Genomic DNA, 25,774 nt, shown 5'->3' with positions numbered 1-25,774 from the left:
CGTACGGACCGTGCCGCGCCACCGGCCGTCGGCCGCTACGAGCCCGCGGACTCCTTCTCCGCCTCCAACGCCTCCCGCTGCGCGTCCTTCTGCGCCTGTTCGGCCTGCTTCTGCGCCTGCTTCTCGGCCTTCGCGGCCTCCGCGATCTGCCGCTTGGCGACGGAGGCGTAGATGTCGACGTACTCCTGGCCGGAGAGCTTCATGATCTCGTACATGACCTGGTCGGTGAGCGCGCGCAGCACGAACCGGTCGTTCTCCATGCCCTGGTAGCGGCTGAAGTCCATCGGCTTGCCGATCCGGATGCCGGGGCGCATCAGCTTGGGGACGACCTTCCCCGGCGGCTGGATCTTCTCCGTGTCGATCATGGCGATCGGGATCACGGGCGCGCCGGTGGCCAGCGTGACGCGCGCCAGACCGCCGGGCTTGCCCCGGTAGAGGCGGCCGTCGGGCGAGCGGGTGCCCTCGGGGTAGATACCGAACAGCTCGCCGCGCTCCACCACCTCGATGCCGCTCCTGATGGCGGCCTCACCGGCGCCGCGCGCGCCGGAGCGGTCCACGGGGAGCTGGCCCGCGCCCTTGAAGAAGGCGGCCTTCATCCGGCCCTTCACGCCGGGCGTCGTGAAGTACTCGGCCTTCGCAATGAAGGTCACCTTGCGAGGGAGGACCGCGGGCAGGAAGAGCGAGTCCGAGAAGGACAGGTGATTGCTCGCCAATATCGCGGGGCCCTCGGCGGGAATGTTCTCGAGGCCTTCCACCCAGGGCCTGAAGGCGAGCTTCAGCGACCCCCCGATGGTTACCTTCATCGCGCCGTACAACAACCGACTGCCTCCTGTTTCTGTCGAACAGACCTTAACGCGGTCCCCAAGGGAATGAGACCGACGGCCCTGGTCGGTGTCGGTGCCGTCGCGTACCGTGAAGTGTCTGCAATCCCCAGTGCCCAGCCCTTTCCCATGAACAGGAGACCGACGTGCCGGTCCTGCCTGGAGCCGAGCCGTACCGCCATGAGGGCGGGGAGGTCGGCGTCCTTCTCTGCCATGGCTTCACCGGTTCCCCCCAGTCGCTGCGCCCCTGGGCGGAGTATCTCGCGACGCGTGGTCTGACCGTCTCGCTGCCGCTGCTGCCCGGTCACGGCACGCGCTGGGAGGACATGCAGATCACGGGCTGGCAGGACTGGTACGCGGAGGTGGACCGCGAGCTGCGCGCGTTGCGCGACCGCTGCTCCCGGGTGTTCGTCTGCGGCCTGTCCATGGGCGGTGCGCTGGCCCTGCGGCTCGCCGCCAGGCACGGGGAGGCGGTGAGCGGCGTCGTCGTCGTCAACCCGGGCAACAAGGTGCACGGCCTCGCGGCCCGCACGCTCCCGGTGTCCCGTCACTTCGTCCGCTCGACGAAGGGGATCACCAGCGACATCGCGAAGCAGGGCAGCGAGGAGGTCGGGTACGACCGGATCCCGCTGCACGCGGCGCACTCCCTGCGCACCTTCTTCCAGTTGGTCGACGGTGACCTGCCCCAGGTCACCCAGCCCCTGCTGCTTCTGCACAGCGCCCAGGACCATGTGGTGCCACCGGCCGACTCGGCCCGGGTCCTGAGCCGGGTCTCCTCGACGGACGTCACGGAGGTCCTGCTGGAACAGAGCTATCACGTGGCGACGTTGGACCATGACGCGGACCGGATCTTCGACGCGAGCTACGCGTTCATCGGCCGGCTCGCACCCGGTGTCGAGGAAGGGACGGCCGCAGGTGGCTGAGCACGACTCCGGTCGCGAGGACCGCGAGCCGGACGAGAAGGACGTTCCCGCCGACGAGGACGCCGTCTGGGCGGCGATCGTCGCGGGGTACGGCGAGGAGCCGCCGGACCCGCCCGGCGCGAAGCCGTTCCGCTCGGTGGAGGACCTGGCGCTGCTGGAGCCGGAGCCGGGCGAGAAGACGGACGACGGGGCGAAGGGCGGGCAGCCGCTGGGCAGTTCGGTCTCCTTCGCCCCCGGCGTGGGAATGGCCGGACCCCGGGACTACACGCCGAAGGAGCCCTCCGACGGCGACTTCGACGCGGCCGACGAGGGCCACTTCGTCCCGCCGGAGCCGCCGCCCCTGCCCGCGGCCGACACCACGGCGAAGTTCGCCTGGCTCGGGGTGATCGGCGGTCCGATCCTGCTCCTGGTGGCGGTGCTGCTCGGCTGGGAGATGACCTGGTGGCTGACGCTGCTCGGCATCGGCGGCTTCCTGGGCGGCTTCGTGACGCTGGTGACGCGGATGCGGACGGACGACGAGGACGACGACGATCCGGGGCGCGGCGCGGTGGTGTGAGCCGTGCGCCCGAGGCCGTCGCCTAGGCGGCCGGGATCTTGAGGGCGGCCAGGACCGGGAGGTGGTCCGTGGCCGCCCTCAGGTCGCTCTCCGTCACTCCCGGATGGCCGATCGGCACCCCGCAGCCGAGGATCTCGATGCCCGGCGTCGCGAAGATCGCGTCGATCCGCTGGTACGGGTCGGACGGCGTCCAGGTGTACTCGGCGCCCCAGGGGGCCTTGGCCCAGGCGTCCTGAAGATGCCCGGCCAGCCGCTGGAAGGTGGGCCCGTCGGGGCGTTCGTTGAGGTCGCCGCCCACGACGGCGTGCTCCACCCCCATCCCGGCGAGCCGGTCGAGAAGCAGTCCGCCCTGCGTGAACCGCTCCTCGTCCTGGAGCGAGAGATGGCAGCTCACGACGCCGAGCCGGGCACCGCCGAACCGTACGACCGCGGTCGCGAGACCCCGGCGGTGCAGCCCGGGGGTGAGCGGCAGCAGCACGTCCTCGGCGCGCTCGACCGTGGCGCGCAGGGAACACAGCAGCGCCGGTCCGGCGGCGGTGGCACCGCCCGAGAGGATCACGAGCCCGGAGGCCGCCGCGAGCCGGGCGAGCTTCTTGCGCCAGCGGAAGAAGCGGGGAGCCTCCTGGATCAGCACCAGGTCCGGCGCGCAGGCGGCGATCACCCGGGCGAGTGCGTCGGTGTCGTCGCGCATCGAGCGGATGTTGTAGCCGAGGACCCGGATGACGGCCGAACCATCGGGCTCGGTACAGGAGTTGGGCAGCGTGAAGGTCGTCACCATGCCGCTCAAGATACGCCGGGACAGCGCGCCGCCCCCGTCTCGACGGCTCAAAACGGGGGCGGCGCCGTGTCGTGGGCTACATGATCGGGTCGGGCTCCCTGGCCAGGTCGGCCGCGCCGACCAGACCGGCCTTGTTGCCGAGCTGGGCGCCGATGACCTCCGCGACCGGACGCCAGTTGCCGCCGACGAGCCAGCGCTTGTACGACTTGCGGATCGGGTCGAGGACCAGTTCGCCCTCGTCCGAGAGACCGCCACCGACGATGAACGCGGAGGGGTCGAAGAGCGAGGCCAGGTCGGCGAGACCGGCACCGGCCCAGCGGGCCAGCTCGCGGTAGGAGTCGACGGCGACCGGGTCGCCCTGGCGGGCGGCCATGGAGATGTGCTTGCCCTCGATGCCCTGCGGTGTGCCGTCGCCGAGCGAGAGCAGCAACTGGGCGCTCTCCGGGGTGGCGTTGGCGCGCTGCTTGGCGTAGCGGACGAGGGCGCTGCCCGACGCGTACTGCTCCCAGCAGCCCTGCGAACCGCAGCCGCACAGCAGGCCGTCCGGGACCACCCGGATGTGCCCGAACTCGGCGGCCACCCCGAAGTGGCCGCGGCGGAGCTTGTTCCCGATGATGATCCCGCCGCCGAGGCCCGTGCCCAGCGTGATGCAGATGACGTTGCGGTGGCCCTTGCCCGCACCGAACTTGTACTCGCCCCAGGCCGCGGCGTTGGCGTCGTTCTCGACGACCACCGGGAGGCCCACACGGGCCTCGACCTTCTCCTTCAGCGGCTCCTGGCGCCAGTCGATGTTCGGCGCGAAGTAGACCTCGGACCGCTGGCGGTTGACGTACCCGGCGGCTCCGATACCCACGCCGACGATCTCGTGCCCGCTGCGGGCACCCTCGACGGCGGCGGCGATGGCGTCCACGATGCCCTCGGGCGTACCCGGGGTCGGCACCTTGTAGGTCGAGAGGATCTTGCCGTCCTCGTCGACCACACCGGCCGCGATCTTCGTGCCGCCGATGTCGACGCCGATGGTGAGTCCCATGAATCCCTCAGTTTCGGTCGAGCCCCGCTACGGCCCACCGTACCCGAGGGAACCTGGCGTGTCGGGCCGCATTCCGAGGCCTCGCGACGCCCTGGTTCGCGGCTCCTTTCGGCCGCGTCGAGACCGATACGACCCGCTCGCCGAGACCGGTTTCGATCTCTTCGATCCCGTACGGGCTAGGGCCTGTTGCGAAAGTCCCGCCTGCCTGGCGACGCCCGGCACGGCACCTCGCCGCGTTGTCGGGATCGCCCGCGTACATCCAGTACGCGGGCGACCCTCCGCCTTGCGATGCACCGCACCGGACGCCGCCAGGCCCGCCCTCCGGGCGAACGACGCGACTTTCGCAACAGGCCCTAGTCGAGATCGATGTGCTCCCCGGGCCCCGGCTCCCCGTCGTCGCGGCCGGTGCCCCAGTCCTGGGAGGCGCGGTTCGTCCAGCGTCGTTCCTGGGCCTCGACGGCGGAGCGGTAGGCCGCGAGCAGCTCCGATCCGGCCGCGGCGAGATGGTCGAAGACCTCGGGGTGGCGCTCGACGACCGGTTCCACGGCGGCCTTGGCCTGCTCCACCACCTGCTGCACCACTTGCTGGGCCGTGCCCGAGGCGGCGGCGCCCAGCAGCGGGTTCTGGAGGCCGGACAGCTTCTCGCCGACGGCGTCGAAGAGCTTGCGCAGCTCCTCGGCGGCCGAGCCGGGCGGCGGGCCGTGCTCGGCGCGACGGCGGGCCTTCTCCGCGGCGAGGTCCTCGGCGCACGCCGTCGCCCAGGCGTCGGCGTGGGTCACCCGCACTTCGTCGGCGGCTTCCTGCTGAGCGGCGTCGGTCCTGGGGCGCTCTTCGCTCATGACGGACTCCTGACTGCGGTTCGTACTCCCGACGTTACCCGAACGGAGGTATCGGCGGTTCCTCGTGCGCGGGGCGGCCCTCGCGGGGGCGCGCGGGCCCGGTCACAGTCCGCGCGGCCACACCTGCGGATCCGGCGTGAACCGGATGCGCAGCTCGCCCTCGCGCAGGGACGCGCCGGCCACGGTGCAGCGCCGCAGGGCCGACGGGAGCGGGACGATCCGGCGGAACGGTCCGGCGGTCACGACGAGTTCGTCACCGCGCCGCACCAGGTCCAGTTCCTCGCGTATCGCGCCGGGCAGCGGGAGGTGCCAGACGAGCACGCCGTCCGCGTCGGCGGAGGTGTCCCCGGGCGCGCCGGACCGGGCGTCGGTGACGGGCCACTCGACCGGGACGGGCGCCGGGTTGACCGCGGGCGCGGCGAGCCGGGCGAGGTCGTCGGCCCCGCGCGGGTCGCCGCCCAGATGCGGCACGCGGTGGACGTCGTACGTGTCGTGCCACTCCACCAGGGCCTTGCGCTGCTGGGCGGCGAGGGCCGCGAGCCAGGTGTCCTGGGTGTCGTCGGGCAGGACGCGGTTGGCGACGAGCTTCTCCGTGCCGAGGGCCCGCAGCGCGAGCGTGGTGACGGCGGGCCGTACGGCGTCGGCACCGGCCGGGCCCGGCTCGGCGACCAGCCACACCGTCGTGGCGCGGTCGGCGAGGACGGCCTCGACGGCGGCCAGTTCCACATCCCAGCGGGCGGCGGTCTCGTACAGCCAGTCACCGGGCATCGAGACGCCCGCCAGCCGCCCGAGGACGGGGCGCAGGGCACGGGCGGCCTGCCGTTCCTGCGGGAGCAGGCGGCGCAGATAGCGGCGCAGCTCCTCGGGGAGGGCGAGCAGCGCGAGCGCCCGCGGGGTGGGGGGCAGGTCGACGACGAGGAGGTCGTACGCCTCCGAGAGCGTGGTGTCGCGCAGGGCGCGCAGCAGGGCCAGTTCCTCGGCGCCGGGCAGCGGGGTGACCTCCTCGGCGTCCAGCGGGACGGCGCCGAGGAGGTCGAGCGCGCCGGTCGCGCGCTCCTGGAAGGCGACGAGGTCCTCGCGGAAGCGGGCGGTGGCGTCCGGGCGCCAGGCCGTCAGACCGGGGGCCGCCTCGACGGGCGCGGCTCCGGTGGGGACGCCGAGCGCGGCGCCGAGGGTGTCCGCGCGGTCGGCGCTGAGCACGACAGTGCGGCTGCCCTCACGGGCCGCGCGCAGCGCGGTGGCCGCGGCGACGGTGGTGCGGCCACAGCCGCCGGGGCCGGTGATCAGGATGGTGCGCATGTCGGTGAACGCTACCCGCGCCCCGCCGTGGGACCGACCAGGACGTGGCCCCGGTCGGCCGCGGCTACTGCTCCTTCGACTCCACGCGCTTCTTCAGCCCGGCCAGCGCGCGGTCGATGATGACCTTCTCCGCCTTGCGCTTGATCATGCCGAGCATGGGGATCTTGACGTCGACCGTGAGCCGGTAGGTCACCTCGGTCGCGCCCGCGCCCGTCGGCTTCAGCAGGTAGGAGCCGTCCAGGGAGCGCAGCATCTGGGACTTGACGAGCGTCCAGGAGACCTCGTGGTCGCCGGTCCAGGTGTACGCGAGCGTCTGGTCGTCCTTGATCGCGCCCGCGTCCATGACGAGGCGCACCTGTTCGGCGCGGCCCTGCGCGTCGCTCGCGAGGACCTCCGCCTCCTTCACCTCGCCGGTCCAGTCGGGGTAGCGCGTGAAGTCGGCGATCACCCGCATGACGTCGGCCGGCGCCGCCTCGATCGTGATGCTCGAGCTGGTGTGTTCCGCCATCGCCGTGGCTCCTCCAGATGCGGTCCGGTGAGGGTGCGCACGTGCGCACGTGTGTGCAGCGTGAAGGCTACCGCGCAGCGGCCGTGCCGCTTTCACCACTCCAGCGCCCAGGGCCTCCCGCTGCCCGCGAAGTGGCCCACGTTCACACACTCCGTCGCCCCGATCCGCATCCGCCGCACCAGCGGCTGGTGCACATGGCCGAACAGGGAGTACCGCGGCTTCGTCCGCCGGATCGCGTCCAGCAGGGCCCGGCTGCCGCGCTCGAACCGGCGCGCCACCGTGTCGTAGACCAGCTCGGGCACCTCGGGCGGGATGTGCGTGCACAGCACGTCGACCTCCCCGACCGCCTCGATCTTCGCCGCGTACTCCTCGTCGCTGATCTCGAACGGGGTCCGCATGGGGGTGCGCAGGCCGCCGCCGACGAAGCCGAAGGTCCAGCCGCCGATCTCCACCCGCTCGCCGTCGAGCACCCGCGTCCCGGGTCCGGCGAACTCCTTCCACAGCCCCGGTATGTCGACGTTGCCGTAGGTGGCGTACGTGGGCGTGGGGAACGCGCCGAACAGCTCCGCGTACTGGCGGCGGACCGCCTCCTCGATCACGGCGGCGCGGTTGGAGCCGATACCGGCCCACAGCCCGGCGCCGAACGTCCGCGCCTCCTCGAAGCGGCGGGCGTCGCGCAGCGCCACCAGCCGGTCGGTGTTCTCGCGGCCGAACAGCTCCGGGAAGATCCCGCGCGAGTGGTCGTGGTAGTCGAGGAAGAGGACCAGGTCCCCCAGGCAGATCAGGGCGTCCGCCCCCTCGCCCGCGGTGACCAGGTCCCGCGCGTTGCCATGGACGTCGCTGACCACATGAACGCGCGTACGCGGATTACCGCCCGGTGTGGGTGCCATAACGATCAAGCGTAGGTGGGGCGCGCGAGGGGGAACAGAGGACGGTCCGATTTCGGCTTACTGGCACGTCAGAAGGGGTGTGGACTACTGTGCGCGAAGGAACGCCGCCACATGTGACACGCGGAACATCTCGCCGTGACCCCCTGTCGGAAGGGGCTACCGAGGGGTAACGTCCGGGCAGTCCGTCATGCCCAGGTCCCATCACCCACAGGAGCCCTGAGCACGAGTACGAACCTTGGACCGCACCGTCGCAGCACACAGAGTCGTGGCGTCGGCGCCTTATGAGGAGCAGCAGTCTTGCGCGAGTTCAGCCTTCCGGCCTTGTACGAGGTGCCGACGGACGGGAACCTGACCGACATCGTCCGGCGAAACGCCGCGCAGCACCCCGATGTCGCCGTCATCGCCCGCAAGGTGAACGGTATCTGGCAGGACGTCACCGCCACGGCCTTCCTCGCCGAGGTGCGGGCCGCCGCCAAGGGACTCATCGCCTCCGGTGTGCAGCCGGGCGACCGCGTGGCCCTCATGTCCCGGACGCGCTACGAGTGGACGCTGCTCGACTTCGCGATCTGGAGCGCGGGCGCGATCACCGTGCCGGTGTACGAGACCAGTTCGCCCGAGCAGGTGCAGTGGATCCTCAGCGACTCGGGCGCGACCGCCTGCGTCGTGGAGCTGGACACGCACGCGGCGTCCGTCGAGTCCGTGCGCGACCGCCTGCCCGCGCTCAAGCACGTCTGGCAGATCGAGGCCGACGGCGTGGCGGAGCTGGGCCGCGCGGGCCAGGACGTCAGCGACGAGACGGTGGAGGAGCGCAGCTCGCTCGCGAAGGCCGACGACCCGGCCACCATCGTCTACACCAGCGGGACCACCGGCCGCCCCAAGGGCTGTGTGCTCACCCACCGCAACTTCTTCGCCGAGTGCGGCAACGTCGTGGAGCGGCTGCGCCCCCTCTTCCGTACCGGCGAGTGCTCCATCCTCCTCTTCCTCCCGCTCGCGCATGTCTTCGGGCGGCTGGTGCAGATCGCGCCGATGATGGCGCCGATCAAGCTGGGCAACCTCCCGGACATCAAGCACCTCACGGACGAACTCGCCGCGTTCCGGCCGACGTTGATCCTCGGGGTGCCGCGCGTCTTCGAGAAGGTCTACAACGCGGCGCGCGCCAAGGCGCAGGCGGACGGCAAGGGCAAGATCTTCGACAAGGCGGCGGACACCGCGATCGCCTACAGCCGCGCCAAGGACACCCCCGCCGGGCCGTCCCTCGGCCTGAAGATCAAGCACAAGATCTTCGACAAGCTCGTCTACGGCAAGCTGCGCACGGTGCTGGGCGGCCGGGGCGAGTACGCGATCTCCGGCGGCGCCCCGCTGGGCGAGCGCCTCGGGCACTTCTTCCGCGGCATCGGCTTCACGGTCCTGGAGGGCTACGGCCTGACCGAGTCCTGCGCGGCCACCGCGTTCAACCCCTGGGACCGGCAGAAGATCGGTACGGTCGGGCAGCCGCTGCCGGGCTCCGTGATCCGGATCGCGGACGACGGCGAGGTGCTGCTGCACGGCGAGCATCTGTTCAAGGAGTACTGGAACAACGAGGCCGCGACCGCGGAGGCGCTGGCCGACGGCTGGTTCCACACGGGCGATGTCGGCACCCTCGACGAGGACGGCTACCTCAGGATCACCGGCCGCAAGAAGGAGATCATCGTCACCGCGGGCGGCAAGAACGTCGCCCCGGCCGTGATCGAGGACCGCATCCGGGCGCACGCCCTGGTCCAGGAGTGCATGGTGGTCGGCGACAAGCGGCCCTTCGTGGGCGCGCTGATCACGCTGGACGAGGAGTTCTTCCGCCGCTGGGTGACCGAGCACGGCAAGCCCGCGGGCGCCACCGTCGAGTCGCTGCGCGAGGACCCCGAGCTGAACGCGGCGGTCCAGGAGGCGGTGAACGACGGCAACGCGGCCGTGTCGAAGGCGGAGTCGGTGCGCAAGTTCCGCATCATCCCCTCGCAGTTCACCGAGGAGTCGGGCCACCTCACGCCGTCCCTGAAGCTCAAGCGCAATGTGGTGGCGAAGGACTTCGCGGAGGAGATCGAGGCTCTCTACCGGAAGTAGTCCCTCACCGGTGAGAAGCCGGGCGGCCCTGCGCCGCCCGGCCGATCCGTGTCCGGACCCCGCAGGGTCCGCTACAGCAGATCCTTCAGCCGCTCCGCCAGCAGGTCCCAGCGCCACCGCTCCTCGACCCACTGCCGGCCCCGCTCGCCCATCCGGCGGCGCAGCCCGGGGTCGCCGAGCAGGGTGATGATGCGCTCGGCGGTGTCCTCGACGCTGCCGCCCCGGACCACCCAGCCGGTCTCGCCGTCCAGCACCGCGTCGGGCGCGCCGCCCGAGTCACCCGCGACCACCGGCAGGCCCGTCGCGGACGCCTCCAGGTAGACGATGCCGAGACCCTCGACGTCCAGGCCGCCCCGGCGGGTACGGCACGGCATGGCGAAGACGTCACCCGCCCCGTAGTGCGCGGGCAGCTCCGCCCAGGGGACCGCGCCCGTGAAGCGGACCGCGTCGGCGACCCCTGTCTCCTGGGCGAGCCTGCGCAGCTCCTTCTCGTACGGCCCGCCCCCGACGATCAGCAGCACGGCGTCCGGCTCCTTGCCGCGGATGTGCGGTATCGCGCGGATCAGCGTGTCCTGGCCCTTGCGCGGGACCAGCCGGGACACACAGACCACCACGGGCCGGTCGGTGAGCCCCAGCCGTTCGCGGATCTCGGCGCCGCCCGAGCCCGGGTGGAAGGTCTTCTCGTCGACCCCCGGCGGCAACTGCACCATCCGCCCGGCCGCCTCGGGGGTCAGCGCGGAGGCGATGCGCGAGCGGGTGTACTCGCCGAGGTAGGTGAGCGTGTCGGTCGACTCGCCGATCTTGCGCAACAGGCCGCGCGCGGCGGGCAGTTGAGCCCACCCCGCCTCATGGCCGTGGGTGGTCGCCACCAGCCGTTCAGCGCCCGCGCGCCGCAGCGCCGGGGCCATCAGACCGAGCGGCGCCGCCGCCCCGAACCACACCGACGTACAGCCGTGCTCGCGCAGCAGACCCACGGCCCGCCGGGTCGCACCGGGCGTCGGCAGCAGCATCGTCGTACGGTCCCGTACGACCGTGAAGGGCTGCGCGGCGTCGAAGGCTGCGGTGGCCGCGACCCCCTCCCGGCTCCGCTTCCAGGTGGAGGCGTAGACGACGACCTGTTCCGGGTCCAGCCGCAGCGCCATGTTGTGCAGGAACGCCTGGATGCCACCGGGACGCGGGGGGAAGTCGTTCGTTACGATCAAGGTCTTGTGCATCGCCGTCGACAGTACCGAATACGGTGAGCCGCCGTTCTCACAGCTCCGTACGGCCGCGCTTCATGGCCCTCGCACGCTCCTGAGGGGATCATGGCCCCTCACGGCGGAATTACAGACAAGACGTGCTGAAACAGGGGCTCTGGTGGAAATTTCGAGCACACGGCGGTTCCCGGTCTGGCTGCTCGTCACCTGGGGTGTGACCAGACTGGCCCTGCTGCTCTTCGTCTTCAAGGTGTGGGTCTTCCCCGGCCCGGACGTCACCACCGACGTCTCCGTGATCTACCACGGCTGGTACGAGGCCTTGCGCACCGGTTCCTTCCCGCATCACGACGTCACCTGGCAGTACCCGCCCGCCGCCGCGCTCGCGATCCTCTCCCCGGCGCTGCTGCCGTTCGCCGACTACGCGCACGCCTTCTTCGACCTGGTCTTCCTCGCCGACCTCGCGGTCTTCTGCCTGCTCCAGTACGCGGGCCTGCGTCCCGGCAGGTCGCTGCGGGGCGCCTGGATGTGGACGGTCGGGGTGGCCCTGCTCGGCCCGACCGTGTACGCGCGCTACGACGTGATGGTGACGGCGGTGGCGGTCGCGGCGCTGCTGGCCGGCACCCGCCACCCCCGGGTGATGGGCGTGCTCGCGGGCTTCGGCGCGATGGTGAAGGTGTGGCCGGTGCTGCTGCTGGCGGGCGCCCTGCGGAGCAAGGCCTGGGTCGCGGCGGCGGTGACGGCGGGCGGGCTCGCCCTGGCGTTCGCGCTGACGATGCCCGGCGCCTTCTCCTTCCTGACCTTCCAGCGCGACCGGGGCACGGAGGTCGAGTCGCTCGGCTCGCTGGTCTTCCATGTGGCCCGCCGCTACGGCTGGGAGGGCGAGGTCAGGCTCAACTACGGCTCGGTGGAGTTCCTCGGCCCCTATGTCGACTGGGTCAGCGGTGCCGCCCTCTTCCTGAGCGTGATCGCCTTCGGCTGGCTGCTGCTGTGGCGGCTGCGCGTACGGCACATGACGCCGCCCGCGATCGCGGACGCGGCCTTCGTGGCCGTGCTGGTGTTCACGGTCACCAGCCGGGTGATCAGCCCGCAGTACATGGTGTGGCTGGTCGGGCTCGCGGCGGTCTGCCTGTGCTTCCGCGGCAGCCGGATGACGGTGCCCGCCGGGCTGATCCTGGCCGCCTGTCTGGCCACGGTCCTGGAGTTCCCGGTGTACTTCGGCGACGTCGTCGCCAGTGACCCGCTCGGGGTCACCCTCCTCTTCGTCCGCAACGGCCTGCTGGTGGCCGCCACGGTGACCGCCGCCCGCCAGCTCTGGCTCGGCACCGTCACCCAGCCCGCCCCGACCGTGCCGCCCCAGGCCAGCCGCACCCACGAGAGCCTGGCGCCCTCCTGACCGCCGCGGGCCGGGGCGCCGCCCGCACCGCCGCGCGGCGCCTCAGCCCAACCGCTCCGTCAGATACGCCCGCCACTGCCGGGTGAACTCCGGCGAGGTCGTCCCGAGAACCTTCTTCAGCGCGCCCTCGACCGCCCCCGCGCGCCGGGAGTGGGCGCCCACGGCCTCGTAGAAGTCGTGCAGCCGGGCCTCGCCCCAGCGGTCCGCGATCATCCGGCAGGCCAGCCAGCCGCCCTCGTAGGCCCGCGCCAGCTTGCCCGCGTCCTCGGCGAAGGCGAAGTCCGCGTCCTTCGGCAGCGCGGCGGGCAGATGGCCTTGCGCCACGAAGCGGTCGAGTTCGGGGGCCACCTCGGCGGGCGTACGGCCGCTGCCGCGGTAGCCGATCCAGTCCGCGTACCCCTCGGAGAGCCACAGCGGCGTGGCCGCGTTGGTATGGGCGCGGGTGGCGACATGCGTGGTCTCGTGCGTGAGGACGACCTGCTTGCCCGGCCCGCTGAGGCCGCCGTACGCCTCGGGGTTCACGACGATCCGGTCCGCGGGCGCCTTCCCGCCCGTCTCCGCGGTGGTGACCGCGGCGATCCCCCGGTACCCGGCCGCGGGCGCGCCGAGCAGGCCCGCCATCCCTTGCAGCGTCCGCGGGACGACGACCACGACATGCCCCGGCCAGTCCTTGCCCCAGGCCGCGCTGACGGAGGGCACCGCCCGGTCCGCGAGGCGCGCCACGGCGCGCAGGGCGTACCGCGGCTGCCCGACCCCGAGGACGAGGCTGTGCGCCCCGTGGGCGACCTCGACGGTGCCCTGCTCCCACAGTTGCTCGCCGGTGCCGGGAGCGGGCTCGTCGGAGCCGACGTACCAGCGTCCGTCGGCGCGGGTCAGCCGCAGGACGCGGGCGGCGGTGACGGGCTCCCGGTCGTATCCCTTGACGCGGTAGCGCAGTTCGGCGTCGGCGGTGGCGCGGTCGCCGGTGCGGCGCAGCGCGGTGAGGCGGTACGACCAGGCGGCCAGCGGCACGTCGTGGAGGTGGTCGAAGGAGTCGGCGGCGTGCGCGGACGACGTCCCGGTCGCCAGGAACGCGGACCGGTCCCGGTCCAGGACCGCCGCCGCCCGCCGGTCGAGCACCCGCTGTACGGCGGCCTGCTGCGCGTCCTTGTCCGGGCCGCCGCAGCCGACGAGCCCGGCCCCGGCGAGCAGCAGCACACAGCACGCCACGACTCCCGGCACCCGCGCCCGCCCTCGACCAGCCACCGTCCGATGGTACGTGGCGGCCACAGCGGCCCCAGGGCGTCGGCTCAGGGCCTGGTGACCGACGAGACGGGCATCATCCCGACCGGGTCGTAGCGCACCACGGCGCCCGGGTGCGGGGCGTGGATGACCATGCCGCCGCCCACGTACATCGCCACATGGCTGGCGTCGTCGCGGTAGACGACCAGGTCGCCGGGGCGGGCCGCGGAGAGCGGCACCTGGCGTCCGGCGTAGCGCTGCTGCTGGGAGGTGCGCGGCAGGCCGATGCCCGCGTGCGCGTACGACCACTGCATGAGGCCCGAGCAGTCGAAGCCGACCGGCCCGGTGGCGCCCCACACGTACGGGCGGCCGAGCACGGAGCGGGCCGCGGCGACGGCGGCGGCCGCGCGGCCGTCGGGCGCGACCGCCACGCCCCTGAGGTCGGGCACGTCACCGGCGGAGCGGGACGCCCGCTCGTAGGCGCTGCGCTGCGCTGTCGGCAGGGAGTTGAGCAGGCGTCGGGCCGCCGCGAGCTTCCGCTCGACCGCCTTCTTGTGCTGGGTGACCGCCTTGCGGCTCTTCTCCAGCGCGGCGCACTTCCCGGCCGCTTCCGCGCGTTCCTGGGCCAGTTCACGCAGCGCGGACTGAAGTTCCTTGAGCCGTAAGGCCTGATGGACGCCGATCCGGTCGAGGGCGGCGGCCCGGTCGAGGTAGGCGTCGGGGCTGTCGGAGAACAGCAGCGCGAGGGTGGGGTCGAGGCCGCCGGAGCGGTACTGGGCCCCGGCGAGCGCGCCGAGCGCGTCCCGCAGGGCGTTGACGCGGCCCTGCTGCCGTGCGATGCGGTCCTGCGCCTGGCCGATCTGACGGCGCAGCGAACCGGTCTGCTCGGTGGCCTTGTCGTAGGCCTCGGTGGCCCGTTCGGCCTCCTGGTACAGCCGGTCGACCGTGGCACGGGCGTCGTCGTGCGGCACGGCGCTCGCCGGTACGACACCGAGGGCGGCGGCTGCCGCCGCGGACACAACGGCCACGGTGGCGCCTCGACCCCGGCCGAGGCCGGACGGCGCGAGGGCAGGCCCTGAACGGCGATGGGACCCCACGAGCTGTCGCACTCCCTTCCGCTGACACACCCCGCCCCTCGGCGGGGAAACGCGGCAGACAGTAGCCGGGTGATCACTCTGTGACCAAAGGCCGTTCGGGGGGCACACAATCCGACGCCCCGCCTCTGACGCAGGTCATCGGCGGGGCGCGGGGTCAGCGACGGTCGCTGGAATTCGCTCGTTCGGGCGTGGTGACGCAGGGGATCTGACGAGACGTCAGATGCGTACGCCGAACTGGAAGGGCATGTTGTTGATCGACTCGTAGCGCACGACGGTGCCGGTGCGCGGGGCGTGCAGCACCTGGCCGTTGCCCGCGTAGAGGCCGACGTGGTGCTGGTCGCCGTAGAAGATGACGAGGTCGCCGACCTGGAGCTGGCTGACGCTGTAGATGCGCGTGCCGTCGTTGGCCTGCGCCTGCGACTGGCGGGATATCGTCACGTTGGCCTGGGCGTAGGCCCAGGAGGTCAGGCCCGAGCAGTCGAAGGAGGACGGGCCGGTGGCGCCCCAGACATAGGGCGAGCCGATCTTGCTCTGGGCGGCGGCGAACGCGGCGGCGGCGCGACCGGAGGCGGGCTTGGAAGAGCCGGTCGGGGCGGTGCCGGTCGAGGTGCTGCCGGTGGAGTTGTTCAGCGCGCTGCGCTCGCTGGCACGGCTGGCGCGGTCCTCCTCCTTCTTCAGGGCCTCGCGCTCCTGCGCCGTCAGGCTGTTGAGCAGCCGCTGCGCCTCGCCGAGCTTGCCCTGGACTTCCTTCTTCTTCTTGCCCAGTTCGGTGCGGGTGGTCGACAGATCCTTGAGCTTGTCGGAGGCTTCCTTGCGCTGCTGGGCCAGCGCGCGCTGCTTCTCCTGGATCTTCTTCAGCGCCTCGACCTGCTGGCCGCTGAGCTGGTTGAGCGTGGACGCCTTGTCGAGGAAGTCGTCCGGGTTCGCGGAGAGGAAGAGCTGCAGGGACGGGTCGATGCTGCCGGTGCGGTACTGGGCGCTGGCCATCGTGCCGATGCCCTCGCGCAGCTTGTTGAGGTCTTCCTGGCCGCGCGCGACGGTGTCCTGGAGCGTGGAGATCTGCTTCTCCAGCTTCTCCTGCTTCTCCTTGGCCCCGTTGTACTTCTCGGTGGCCTTCTCCGCGTCTTCGTAGAGCTTGTCGACCTTGGACTTGACCTCGTCCTTGCTCGGCTTCGCGTTGGGCGCGGCGTTGGCCGCCTGCGCACTGAGGGCCACGGCTGCCGCGGCGACGGTGGTGAGCACGGTCACGCGGGTGCGGCTCGGCTGCTTGGGTCGACGGTGGGACGCCACGAAGGCGATCTCCTTCTTCCTTCAGCCGCCTACCGACACGCCGGTGGGCGGTGACCCTTCGCCGTCACCCCCAATGAGTGATCACCCGAGCGAAGGTTCGAGGCCAGACCCTAGTGACCTTCCTGTGATCAGTTCAAATCCTGACGTGAAAATTCTCCGTCACGGTGTGCATTCTTTGCACTCAACTCACGTGCAGTGATGTCCGATTGACGCTACGTTGCGTGAGGGGCCCGCCAATCCGGGCATCTCCGACGGATGTTGCGGTTGGTGCGTACGGGACTCTTGGGGCACCGGTCGCGCAGTTCCGCGGACGGGCGGAAGGGACCGGCGACTTCAGGACAGACGCTTGAGAAGGACCGCGGACGCGACCGGGCGCGCCCCCGCCCTGGCGACCCCGTCGGCCACCTCGCGGTCGGTGGAGGCGACGATGACCGGCCGGCCCGGCGGCTCCGCGCGCACCAGTTGGCGGATCAACTCATCGGCCGTGACGCCCGGTTTGGAGAACAGCACCCGCACCCCGCGCGGCGGGGCCAGCAGGACGGGCGCGGCCAGCTCGGCCCCGTCGAAGACACATGTGACCTCGGCGCCGGTCTGCGCGGCGAGTTGCGAGAGCTGCCCGAGGATCCGCAGCCGCTGCTTCTCCAACGGCATCTGCGGATAGCCGGTCTTGGTGACGTTGTAGCCGTCGACGACCAGATGCGCCTGCGGCAGCGCCAGCAACTGGTCCAGGATCGCGGGGTCGTTGTCGGACAGCGCGCGGGCCGCGATGTCCTTCGGGGTCATCCGGCCCGGCTCCACCGCGTCCACGGTGTCCGCGGGGCGTACGGACACCGGCGGCAACGCGAGTTCACGCCGCAGCCCCTGGGCCGCGTCCAGCACCGTGTCGAGCAGCAGCCGTACGCGCATGTCCTCGACGCTGCGGCCCTCGCGCGCCGCCCTGCGCGTGGCCTCCAGGGCGGCCTCCGCCTCCCCGAGGCGCGCCTTGAGCCGCCGGGTCTCGCTCTCGGCGGCGGAGACGCGCGTATGGCTCTCGGCCCGTACGGCCTCGATCTCGCCGCGCGCCTTGCGCAGGGCGGCCTCGCCGCGCTTGACGTCGCTGAGGGCGGCGCGCAGCTTGCGCTGAAGCGATTCGGCCTCCTTGCGCGCCGAGTCCAGCTCCGCGCGCAGGCGTTCGGTCTCGGTGCGGGTGTGGGCGCGGGCGGCGGTCAACTCCGCGCGCAGCCGCTCCAGCTCGGCGCGGCTCTCCTCGTCGGCCCGCTCGGCGTCCGCGCGCTGGACCTCCTCACCCGCGGCGGTCACCAGCTTCACCCAGCCCGCGGGGCGCAGCACATAGGCCGCCGCCGCCACGTCGACGGGGTCCGCGGCGGGCGGGGGCGCGCCGGAGTCGAGGGCGTCGGTGAGTTCCGGCTGGGCCTCTTTGAGCTTCTCCCCGATGCGCCGACGGAACGCCGGGTCGGTCTCCACGGCCGCGGCCATCGCGTTACCCGCGAACTTGGCCCGGCGGGTGGGCGTGAACCGGGCGTACTGCCGCAGTTGCGCGGGCAGTTCGCCGAGCGTCAGCCCGCCGAAGCCGTCGGCCACGATCTGCACGACCCGGCGGCGCACGCCGTCGGGCAGCGGACGGTCGAGCACCTCAGCGGTGCCGTCGGCCGGCTCCCCGCCCATGGTCTCCACGATCCGTCACCCCACTACCTGTGCGGAAGCCGCTCCGTCAGGAGCCGGCGCCCGGCCTGTCCACGAGTTCCACCTGGTCCACGGCGTTGCACCAGCGGCAACGCACGGACTCGATGGTCTCACTGACCACCTCGCGCTCCTCCACCTCGGGTTCACCGGACAGATCGAGATGCACGTACTCCACGACCTTCGACGAACGGGTCACATCGAAACGCGTGAGGTTGCCGCAGAGCGTGCAGCGCCAGCGGGTCTTCTCGGTCGGCAGGGGAACCGTCATCGTGGCTGCTCTTCCTTCTTCCAGTCTCCGTGATGCGCCAGCTTCCCTGGAGCGTGTGGCTCGTAACCCTACGGCCTGGCGGCTGCCCCATGCCCGCCTGTCCAGAACGGCGAGGCACTCTGTGCGTATCCGTCCGGTTACGCCATGCTCTGTCCCATGCGCTCCACCTGGAACAGGGCGGTCGGCAGAGCGGTGCGGGACCCCTCGGCGCCGATGACCCACGGGCTGATCGCCCTGTGCTGCCTCCTCTTCGTGATCGGACCGGCCGCGGGGCTGATCCCCGCGTACGGCACCGGGGAGGCGCTGATCGCCGCCCAGCGGGCCTACTTCGGCCACTGGGGCGTGGTGCCCGCGGAGCTGTTCAGCGGGGCGCCACGGGCCGTACTCACCCCCGCCACGGCGCTGTTCGTGCACGGGAGCTGGGTGCATCTGCTCGGCAACATGCTCTTCCTCCATGTCTTCGGCGCGATGACCGAGGAGCGGATGGGCCGCCTGGAGTTCGCCCTGTTCTATCTGGGCTGCGGCTGTCTGGCGCTGCTCGGGTACGCGGCGGCCGACGCCGGCTCGGCCCAGAGCCTGGTCGGGGCGTCGGGCGCGATCTCCGGCGTCCTCGGCGCCTTCCTCTTCCTGTTCCCGAAGGCCAGGGTCACCAGTCTCTTCCCGTTCCTGCTCTTCCTCCCGCTGCGCTTCCCGGCCTGGGTGGTGCTGCCCTTCTGGGCCAGCCTTCAGTGGCTGGCGGCGGGCCGGGCCACCGAGAGCCCGGGGGTCGCCTACCTCGCCCATGTGATCGGGTTCTCGCTGGGCTTCCTCTACGCGTGGGTGCGCTACGGACGTACGAGTAGGGTGAAATCCCCAGCCAAGGCCCCCGAGGGAGAACACCAGCCGTGATCACCGCGATCGTCCTCATCAAGACCAGCGTGGACCGGATCCCCGAGATCGCCGAGTCGATCGCCGCTCTGGACTGCGTCAGCGAGGTCTTCTCCGTCACCGGTACCTACGACCTCATCGCCATGGTCCGGGTGAAGGCCCACGACGACCTCGCGGACGTCATCCCCGGCCGCATCAGCAAGATCCCGGGCGTCCTGGCCACGGACACGCATGTCGCCTTCCGCACGTACTCGCAGCACGACCTGGAGGCGGCGTTCGCGATCGGCCTGGACAACTAGGGCGTGTTTCGAAAGTCCCGTCTGCCCCGCGACGCCTGGCACGGCACCTCGCCGCGTTGTCGGGATTACCCGCGTACATCCAGTACGCGGGCAACCCTCCGCCTTGCGATGCACCGCACCAGACGCCGCGGGGCCCGCCCTCCGGGCGGACGACGCTACTTTCGAAACACCCCCTAGCGCCTGGGCCCTCGGGCCACGAGTTCCCGCACCGCGCGCAGGAACCGCTCCACGTGCTCGTCGGGGGTGCCCGCGCCGAAGCTGACGCGGATCGCGTTCAGCGGCTTCTCGCCGGGCACGCTCTCGGGGGCGCTCTCGGGGGCGCCGCACTCCCCCGGTGTGCGCGGGTCGCCGCCGAGCAGGGTGCGCACCAGCGGGTGGGCGCAGAACAGGCCGTCCCGTACGCCGATCCCGTACTCGGTGGAGAGCGCGGCGGCGAAGCGGGAGCCGTCCCAGCCCTCGACGACGAAGGACAGCACGCCGACCCGGGGCGCCTCGTCGCCGAACAGCGAGAGCACCCTGACCTCCGGGACCTCGGCGAGCCCGTCCCTGACCGTACGGACCAGACGCTGCTCGCGGTCGACCAGTGACGCGAACCCCGCCTCGGTGAGGGCCCGGCACGCGGCGGCGATCGCGTAGGCGCCGATCACATTGGGCGACCCGGCCTCGTGCCGCGCGGCGCCCTCGTGCCACTCGACGTCCACTCCCCCGTCCGTACGCCGGGTGACGCTGCGGCTGGCGCCGCCGCCCGCGAGATACGGCTCGGCCGCGCGCAGCCAGTCGGCGCGACCGGCGAGGACGCCGGAGCCGAAGGGGGCGTACAGCTTGTGCCCGGAGAAGGCGACCCAGTCGACGTCCAGGTCGCGCACGGACACCGGGTGATGCGGGGCGAGCTGGGCGGCGTCCAGGACGATCCGGGCGCCGTGCGCGTGAGCGGCCGCCGCCAGCTCGCGTACGGGCCACAGCTCGCCGGTGACGTTGGAGGCGCCGGTGACGCAGACGAGGGCCGGGCCGTGGGGGTCCCGGTCGGCCAGGGCGTGCTCCAGGGTCTCCACGGCCTGGCGCGGGGTGCGCGGCGCGTCGAGGTAGGTGACCTGGGAGTTCCGCCAGGGCAGCAGGGAGGCGTGGTGCTCGGTCTCGAAGACGAAGACCCGGCAGCCCGCCGGGAGGGCCGCGGCGAGCAGGTTGAGCGAGTCGGTGGTGGACCGGGTGAAGATCACCTCATGTCCGTCCGCGCAGTCGAGGAAGTCGGCGACGGTCCGGCGGGCGTTCTCGAAGAGGTCGGTGGACACCTGCGAGAGATGCCCGGCGCCGCGATGGACGCTGCCGTAGTAGGGCGCGTACGCCGCCACGTCGTCCCAGACCCGCTGGAGCGCGGGGGCGCTGGCGGCGTAGTCGAGCGCGGCATAGGTGATCTCGCCGCCGGACGCGAGCGGGACGGTGACGTCCCGGCCCAGCACGGGCAGCGGGGCACAGACGGACGGGGCGGCGGCAGGGGTGAGGACAGGCATGGGTGCACTCCCGTGAGAGCAGACGGAACCACCGTGCCGGGCGGCGCACACGAGAGCACGCCTGCGTCAGCGGCACAGGGCGAAGGAGAAGGGGGATGCGGGGGTGGGGGCCGGACCGGCCCTAGCGCATTCGCTTGCTCACGGGGAGGCTCCCTCGTACGACCAGGACCCCTGGTGATGCGAGGGGTCCGCGCTTGCCGTGGGCCTTGCTGCTCACGACCTGGTCTTCACCCGGGGCACCCCGCCACGGACGGAGGGTTGCCGGACAGTCGGCCGGGGCCTTACGACTGTCACTCATGACCTGGCCAGGACGGTACGGGACGTGATCGCCCGGCCGCAACTCCTGTCCGGATAGCGGGATGTACGGCGCTCTGCGCCTCTTGAGGAATCACGCCGGGGAAGCACGACGGCGCGGAGCCCGGCGTCATGCCGGACTCCGCGCCGTCGCCCCGCCTATGCGTTGCTCGCGGCCACCCAACGCTCCAGCGACCGCCGGGCCGCGCCCGAGTCGATCGACTCTGCGGCCTTGTCCATCCCGGCGCGGATCTGCTCGGCCAGCGAGGCCCCCGTGGGCTCCAGCGCCACCAGCGCCGCCGCCGAGTTCAGCAGCACCGCGTCCCGTACCGGCCCGGTCTCGCCCTCCAGCAGCCGCCGCGCGACATCCGCGTTGTACGAGGCGTCCGCGCCCCGCAGCGCCTCCAGGGGCACCAGCTCGATGCCGACGTCCCGGGGATCGAAGTGCTCCTCGGTCACCTTGCCGTCCCGGACGATCCACACATGGGACGTGGAGGTCGTGGTCAGCTCGTCGAGGCCGTCGTCGCCGCGGAACACCAGGGAGGAGTTGCCGCGTTCGGCGAAGACACCGGCCACGATCGGCGCCTCGTGCGCGATGGCCACACCGACCGCCTGCGACCTCACCTTCGCCGGATTGGTCAGCGGGCCGAGCAGGTTGAACACCGTCCGGATCCCCAACTGCCCGCGCGCGGCGCCCACATGGCGCAGCGCCGGATGGAACTTCACCGCGAAGCAGAAGGTGATCCCGGCCTCCTGGGCGACCTCCACCACCCGCTTCGGGGTCAGGTCGAGGTTGACGCCCAGCTTCTCCAGGACATCGGACGCCCCGGACGCCGAGGACGCGGCACGGTTGCCGTGCTTGACGACCTTCGCACCGGTACCCGCGACGACGATCGACGACATGGTGGAGATGTTCACCGTCTTCGCGCCGTCACCGCCCGTACCGACGATGTCGACGGTGGCGCCCGGTACCTCTATGACGTTCGCGTGCTCGTACATCGTGCGGACGAGCCCGTTGATCTCCTCGACCGTCGCGCCCTTGGCGCGCAGGGACACCGCGAACCCGGCGATCTGCGCGTCGGTCGCCTCCCCGCGCATGATCAGGTTCATCGCCCAGGCGGTGTCGTCCGCGGTGAGGTTCCGGCCCTCCAGCAGGCCGTTCAGCAGGCCGGGCCAGGAACGGCCCGCCGCGGTGTCGCCTCCAGCGGGGGTCACAGCAGTCATCAGCCGCTCCTGGGGTGATTGTCCCGAACGGGACGCGAATCGAACTGGTACCAGCCTATCCAGCTCCGGACACGAGGAAGGACCCCGTCCGAAGTGCAGACGGGGTCCTTCGTGGCGTGGCGTGCCGCGATCAGTGGTGGCCGTGGCCGCTCGTGATCTCCTTGTACTCCTCAGCCGTGGGCTTGGGGATCTGGTTCTCTTCCCCGAAGTACGCGGTGCTCAGCTTGGCGCGGAGCTTCTGCGAACCCTTGAGCTTCCGCTCGACGCCGTTCTCGTCGACGAGCGGGCCGATCTCGGCCGGCTGGTACTGCTCGTGCGCGGTGAGCGTGTGGAGCTGCTCCTGGCTGAGCGGCTCGTGCACCTCGATGAACTCACCGTGCGGCAGCCGCTTGATGATGCCCGACTCGCGGCCGTGCAGCACCTTGTCGCGGTCACGGCGCTGGAGGCCGAGGCAGATCCGCTTGGTGATGATGAACGCGAGGACCGGTCCGACGAAGAACGTGATCCGGACGAACCAGGTGATCGCGTTGATCGACAGGTGGAAGTGCGTGGCCCACAGGTCGTTGCCACCGCCGACCAGCATCACCAGGTAGGCGGTGAGCCAGGCGACACCGAACGCGGTACGCGTCGGGGCGTTGCGCGGACGGTCCAGGATGTGGTGCTCGCGCTTGTCGCCGGTGACCCACGACTCGATGAACGGGTAGACCGCGATCGCGGCGAGGACCAGCGGGAAGATCACCAGCGGGATGAACACACCCAGGACGAGCGTGTGGCCCCACAGGTTGATCTCCCAGCCCGGCATCACACGGATCAGACCCTCGGCGAAGCCCATGTACCAGTCGGGCTGGGCGCCCGTGGACACCTGGTCCGCGCGGTAAGGGCCGATACCCCAGATCGGGTTGATCGAGGCGATCGCCGCGATGGCCGCGATGACACCGAAGACCAGGAAGAAGAAGCCTCCGGCCTTGGCCATGTACACCGGCAGCAGCGGCATGCCGACGACGTTGTTGTTCGTCTTGCCGGGACCCGCGAACTGCGTGTGCTTGTGGTAGAAGACCAGGATCAGGTGCGCGACCATCAGGCCGAGCATGATGCCCGGCAGCAGCAGGATGTGGATCGAGTAGAAGCGGGCCACGAAGTCGTGCCCCGGGAACTCGCCGCCGTAGAGGAACATCGAGATGTACGTACCGACGATCGGCACGGACAGGATCGCGCCCTCCATGAAGCGGACACCGGTGCCGGAGAGCAGGTCGTCCGGGAGCGAGTAACCGGTGAAGCCGGTGAACATGCCGAGGACGAACAGCAGGAAGCCGAACAGCCAGTTGATCTCGCGCGGCTTACGGAACGCGCCCGTGAAGAACACGCGCATCATGTGCACGAACATGCCGGCGAGGAAGATCAGCGCGGCCCAGTGGTGGATCTGCCGGATCAGCAGACCACCGCGGACCTCGAAGCTGATGTGCATCGTCGAGTTGAAGGCCTCGCTCATCAACTGACCCTGCAACGGCACGTAACTGCCGTCGTAGACCACCTCGTTCATCGACGGGTGGAAGAACAGCGTCAGATACACACCCGTGAGGATGATGATGATGAAGCTGTACATGCACACTTCGCCCAACATGAACGACCAGTGGTCGGGGAAGATCTTGCGCATGTTGGCCTTGGCCAGGGAGTAGATCCCCAGGCGGCCGTCGGCCCAGTCCGCTACACGCTCGCCGGCGGGCGTTTCTCGTCGCGCGCCGGACTCGTTGCTCGCGATAGTGCTCATCCGCGCTCCCAGAATGCAGGACCGACGGGCTCTTCGAAGTCGCCGAGCGCTTCGAGGTAACCATCCGCGTTGACGCCGATGCGCAACTGCGGCAGGGCGTGACCGGCCGGGCCGAAGATGACCCGGGCGCCGTCGGAGAGGTCGAAGGTGGACTGGTGACACGGGCAGAGGACGTGGTGCGTCTGCTGCTCGTAGAGGGAGATCGGGCAACCGACGTGGGTGCAGATCTTCGAGTAGGCCACGATGCCCTCGTGGGACCACTCGAGTTCCTTCTTGTCCTTGATGTCGACCGGCTCCAGCCGGACGAGCATCAGGGCCGCCTTGGCGATCTGGTTCTGGAACTCCTCGTCGTGCTCCTCCAGGCCCTCGGGCTTGGCGAAGGTGAGCGAGCCGACCGCGACGTCGGAAGGACGCATCGGCTGGTTCGTGTTCATGTTGACGAGGAGCTTGCCGTTGCGCCAGGCGGTGTGGCGCAGCTTCGTCCCGGGCTTCGGGCCGAGGCCGCCCAGCAGGAAGAGGCTGGAGAGCGGCACCACGGTCAGCGCACCGAACATCGTGGTGCGGATGAGCTTGCGGCGGCCGATCGCGGATTCCTTGGCACCCTGGCGGAAGTCGGCCATGACCTTCGCCTTGACCTCGGGCGAGGCCTCGATCGGGTGACGCTCGTCGGCGACCTCCACGTCGGACATCAGGGTGCGGGCCCAGTGGACCGCGCCCGCGCCGATCGCGAACAGCGCCACGCCCAGCGTCAGGCCCAGCGCGAAGTTGAGCGCGCTGACGTGACCGAGCGGGAAGACGTAGATCGACCTGTCGACCGGGATCGCGAGGTACGAGGCGATGAAGCCGACAGCGGCCAGCATCGACAGCGTGAACAGCAGGGCTACCGTGCGCTCGGAGCGCTTGGCGGCCCGCTCGTCGATGTCCTGGATCCGGTGCTCGTGGGGCGGGAGACCCGGATCGGCGAACGGGTTCCTCTCGTCCGCGACCTCACCGGTCACGGACTCCTGCTCAGCGGGCAGGTTCTCTTCGGGAATGTCTTGGCTACTCATGACTTCTTGGCCTTTGCGGTCCGAGCGGCGACCCAGACGGCGACCGCGATCAGCGCACCGAGTCCGAAGATCCAGGCGAACAGGCCCTCGGAGACCGGGCCGAGACCGCCCAGCTCCAGACCGCCCGGGTTCTTGGTCTCATCGCTGTTGACCGCGTCGAGGTACGCGATGATGTCCTTCTTGTTCTCCGACGACAGCGTGGTGTCGGGGAAGGACGGCATGTTCTGCGGGCCGGTCTGCATGGCCTCGTAGAGATGCTTCGGAGAGACACCCTCAAGGGTCGGCGCGAACTTGCCGTGCGTCAGCGCGCCACCCTTGCCGGTGAAGTTGTGGCACTGCGCGCAGTTCTGGCGGAAGAGCTCGCCACCCCGACCGAGGTCAGCGTTCTCGGGGCTGTACTCGTTCGTCGTCGGCACGGCCGGACCGGCGCCGAGGGAGGCGACGAAGGCCGCGAGCTGGTCGATCTCGGCCTGCGTGTAGATGGTCTTCTTCCGCGGGACCTGGGCGCCCTGGGAAGTGGCGGCCGGCATACGGCCGGTACCCACCTGGAAGTCCACGGCCGCGGCGCCTACGCCCACCAGGCTCGGGCCGTCGGAGCTGCCCTGACCGCCGGTGCCGTGGCAGCTTGCGCAGCCCACCTGGTAGAGCTTCTTGCCCTCTTCGATGGCGAGGGACTGCGCGGTCTCATCGGCCTGTGCCTTGCTCGCGGGCGCGAACGCGGCATACAGCCCCCCGGTGGCCGCCAGCGCGAGGAGTAGGACGACGACAGCCGCCAGCGGATGGCGTCGTCGTGCGGAGAGCTTTTTCACGGATTACCCCGGTGTCAGGATCTTCTGCGTCGATGCTTCTGGAAATGGATCGTGTCGTCGCGAGCGATCG

At 71.1% G+C, this 25,774-nt stretch carries 24 protein-coding genes and 1 riboswitch; of the genes, 6 read left to right on the top strand and 18 right to left on the bottom strand.

The window, feature by feature from the left end; all coding sequences use genetic code 11:
• Positions 1–35: 35 nt before the first annotated feature.
• The gene (locus ACZ60T_RS15745) at positions 36–815 is read right to left on the bottom strand and encodes a lysophospholipid acyltransferase family protein (protein ID WP_469666584.1); all 780 of its coding nucleotides are present in this window, start codon (positions 813–815) and stop codon (positions 36–38) included.
• Between the two features lie 152 nt (positions 816–967).
• Between ACZ60T_RS15745 and ACZ60T_RS15740 the strand changes: the two genes are divergently transcribed.
• Positions 968–1,744 (top strand): alpha/beta hydrolase, encoded by a 777-nt coding sequence (locus ACZ60T_RS15740; RefSeq protein ID WP_365620203.1) that lies wholly within the window; start codon positions 968–970, stop codon positions 1,742–1,744.
• Positions 1,737–2,300 (top strand): hypothetical protein, encoded by a 564-nt coding sequence (locus ACZ60T_RS15735; protein ID WP_365620200.1) that lies wholly within the window; start codon positions 1,737–1,739, stop codon positions 2,298–2,300. Before ACZ60T_RS15740 ends, ACZ60T_RS15735 begins: the two co-directional genes overlap by 8 nt.
• 22 nt (positions 2,301–2,322) lie before the next feature.
• Here ACZ60T_RS15735 and ACZ60T_RS15730 read toward each other — a convergent pair whose 3' ends face one another.
• From ACZ60T_RS15730 to ACZ60T_RS15705, 6 genes are all read right to left on the bottom strand, one after another.
• Positions 2,323–3,078 carry an endonuclease/exonuclease/phosphatase family protein gene (locus ACZ60T_RS15730; protein WP_365620197.1) on the bottom strand — a complete coding sequence of 252 codons (756 nt, stop codon included), beginning with the start codon at positions 3,076–3,078 and terminating at the stop codon, positions 2,323–2,325.
• 76 nt (positions 3,079–3,154) lie between these two features.
• Positions 3,155–4,108, bottom strand: a complete 954-nt coding sequence (locus tag ACZ60T_RS15725) for an ROK family glucokinase (RefSeq protein ID WP_365620194.1) — start codon at positions 4,106–4,108, stop codon at positions 3,155–3,157.
• Positions 4,109–4,461: 353 nt separating this feature from the next.
• Positions 4,462–4,947 (bottom strand): DUF5304 domain-containing protein, encoded by a 486-nt coding sequence (locus ACZ60T_RS15720; protein ID WP_365620192.1) that lies wholly within the window; start codon positions 4,945–4,947, stop codon positions 4,462–4,464.
• Between the two features lie 102 nt (positions 4,948–5,049).
• Positions 5,050–6,246 (bottom strand): ArsA family ATPase, encoded by a 1,197-nt coding sequence (locus ACZ60T_RS15715; protein ID WP_469666379.1) that lies wholly within the window; start codon positions 6,244–6,246, stop codon positions 5,050–5,052.
• Positions 6,247–6,310: 64 nt separating this feature from the next.
• Entirely contained in the window at positions 6,311–6,754 is a 444-nt protein-coding gene (locus tag ACZ60T_RS15710) for an SRPBCC family protein (protein WP_365620187.1), read from the bottom strand.
• Positions 6,755–6,846: 92 nt separating this feature from the next.
• The gene (locus ACZ60T_RS15705) at positions 6,847–7,644 is read right to left on the bottom strand and encodes a metallophosphoesterase family protein (RefSeq protein WP_365620183.1); all 798 of its coding nucleotides are present in this window, start codon (positions 7,642–7,644) and stop codon (positions 6,847–6,849) included.
• A gap of 297 nt (positions 7,645–7,941) precedes the next feature.
• Here ACZ60T_RS15705 and ACZ60T_RS15700 point away from each other — a divergent pair, with 297 nt between their 5' ends.
• The gene (locus tag ACZ60T_RS15700) at positions 7,942–9,738 is read left to right on the top strand and encodes an AMP-dependent synthetase/ligase (protein ID WP_469666378.1); all 1,797 of its coding nucleotides are present in this window, start codon (positions 7,942–7,944) and stop codon (positions 9,736–9,738) included.
• Positions 9,739–9,809: 71 nt separating this feature from the next.
• Here the strand turns inward: ACZ60T_RS15700 and ACZ60T_RS15695 are convergent, their stop codons facing one another.
• Entirely contained in the window at positions 9,810–10,952 is a 1,143-nt protein-coding gene (locus ACZ60T_RS15695) for a glycosyltransferase family 4 protein (protein ID WP_469666377.1), read from the bottom strand.
• Positions 10,953–11,094: 142 nt separating this feature from the next.
• Here ACZ60T_RS15695 and ACZ60T_RS15690 point away from each other — a divergent pair, with 142 nt between their 5' ends.
• On the top strand, positions 11,095–12,327 hold the full coding sequence (locus ACZ60T_RS15690) for a glycosyltransferase 87 family protein (protein WP_469666375.1): 1,233 nt from the start codon (positions 11,095–11,097) through the stop codon (positions 12,325–12,327).
• A 42-nt stretch (positions 12,328–12,369) separates the two neighbouring features.
• Here the strand turns inward: ACZ60T_RS15690 and ACZ60T_RS15685 are convergent, their stop codons facing one another.
• The 5 genes from ACZ60T_RS15685 to ACZ60T_RS15665 all read right to left on the bottom strand — a co-directional run bounded on the left by ACZ60T_RS15685 (position 12,370) and on the right by ACZ60T_RS15665 (position 17,886).
• Complete coding sequence (locus ACZ60T_RS15685) at positions 12,370–13,572, bottom strand: hypothetical protein (protein ID WP_469666374.1); 1,203 nt, start codon at positions 13,570–13,572, stop codon at positions 12,370–12,372.
• Positions 13,573–13,616: 44 nt separating this feature from the next.
• Positions 13,617–14,645, bottom strand: coding sequence for a C40 family peptidase (locus tag ACZ60T_RS15680; protein ID WP_469666373.1), 1,029 nt, complete (start codon positions 14,643–14,645; stop codon positions 13,617–13,619).
• A gap of 216 nt (positions 14,646–14,861) precedes the next feature.
• On the bottom strand, positions 14,862–15,935 hold the full coding sequence (locus tag ACZ60T_RS15675; protein WP_365620166.1) for a C40 family peptidase: 1,074 nt from the start codon (positions 15,933–15,935) through the stop codon (positions 14,862–14,864).
• Between the two features lie 333 nt (positions 15,936–16,268).
• A complete protein-coding gene (locus tag ACZ60T_RS15670; protein ID WP_469666583.1) occupies positions 16,269–17,612 on the bottom strand; it encodes an NYN domain-containing protein in 1,344 nt (447 codons plus the stop codon).
• A gap of 34 nt (positions 17,613–17,646) precedes the next feature.
• Positions 17,647–17,886 (bottom strand): hypothetical protein, encoded by a 240-nt coding sequence (locus ACZ60T_RS15665; protein ID WP_252422036.1) that lies wholly within the window; start codon positions 17,884–17,886, stop codon positions 17,647–17,649.
• A gap of 156 nt (positions 17,887–18,042) precedes the next feature.
• Here ACZ60T_RS15665 and ACZ60T_RS15660 point away from each other — a divergent pair, with 156 nt between their 5' ends.
• Complete coding sequence (locus tag ACZ60T_RS15660) at positions 18,043–18,774, top strand: rhomboid family intramembrane serine protease (RefSeq protein ID WP_365620162.1); 732 nt, start codon at positions 18,043–18,045, stop codon at positions 18,772–18,774.
• A complete protein-coding gene (locus tag ACZ60T_RS15655; protein ID WP_252422038.1) occupies positions 18,771–19,052 on the top strand; it encodes an Lrp/AsnC family transcriptional regulator in 282 nt (93 codons plus the stop codon). Before ACZ60T_RS15660 ends, ACZ60T_RS15655 begins: the two co-directional genes overlap by 4 nt.
• Before the next feature lie 173 nt (positions 19,053–19,225).
• On the opposite strand, the gene ACZ60T_RS15650 is transcribed toward ACZ60T_RS15655, so the two are convergent.
• From ACZ60T_RS15650 to qcrC, 5 genes are all read right to left on the bottom strand, one after another.
• On the bottom strand, positions 19,226–20,560 hold the full coding sequence (locus ACZ60T_RS15650) for an aminotransferase class V-fold PLP-dependent enzyme (RefSeq protein ID WP_469666371.1): 1,335 nt from the start codon (positions 20,558–20,560) through the stop codon (positions 19,226–19,228).
• 185 nt (positions 20,561–20,745) lie between these two features.
• Positions 20,746–20,862, bottom strand: a riboswitch (SAM riboswitch).
• A 151-nt stretch (positions 20,863–21,013) separates the two neighbouring features.
• On the bottom strand, positions 21,014–22,078 hold the full coding sequence (gene trpD, locus ACZ60T_RS15645; RefSeq protein ID WP_365620156.1) for an anthranilate phosphoribosyltransferase: 1,065 nt from the start codon (positions 22,076–22,078) through the stop codon (positions 21,014–21,016).
• Positions 22,079–22,208: 130 nt separating this feature from the next.
• Entirely contained in the window at positions 22,209–23,846 is a 1,638-nt protein-coding gene (gene qcrB, locus ACZ60T_RS15640) for a cytochrome bc1 complex cytochrome b subunit (protein ID WP_469666370.1), read from the bottom strand.
• Positions 23,843–24,895: a cytochrome bc1 complex Rieske iron-sulfur subunit gene (qcrA, locus tag ACZ60T_RS15635; protein ID WP_365620150.1), complete on the bottom strand. Its 1,053-nt coding sequence runs from the start codon at positions 24,893–24,895 to the stop codon at positions 23,843–23,845. Before qcrA ends, qcrB begins: the two co-directional genes overlap by 4 nt.
• Complete coding sequence (gene qcrC, locus ACZ60T_RS15630) at positions 24,892–25,704, bottom strand: cytochrome bc1 complex diheme cytochrome c subunit (RefSeq protein ID WP_365620147.1); 813 nt, start codon at positions 25,702–25,704, stop codon at positions 24,892–24,894. The genes qcrA and qcrC overlap by 4 nt, the downstream gene beginning before the upstream one ends.
• Positions 25,705–25,774 lie beyond the last annotated feature (70 nt).

Source organism: Streptomyces sp. NPDC104371 (genome assembly GCF_055583785.1).
This window is presented reverse-complemented; position numbering and strand designations above follow the sequence as displayed.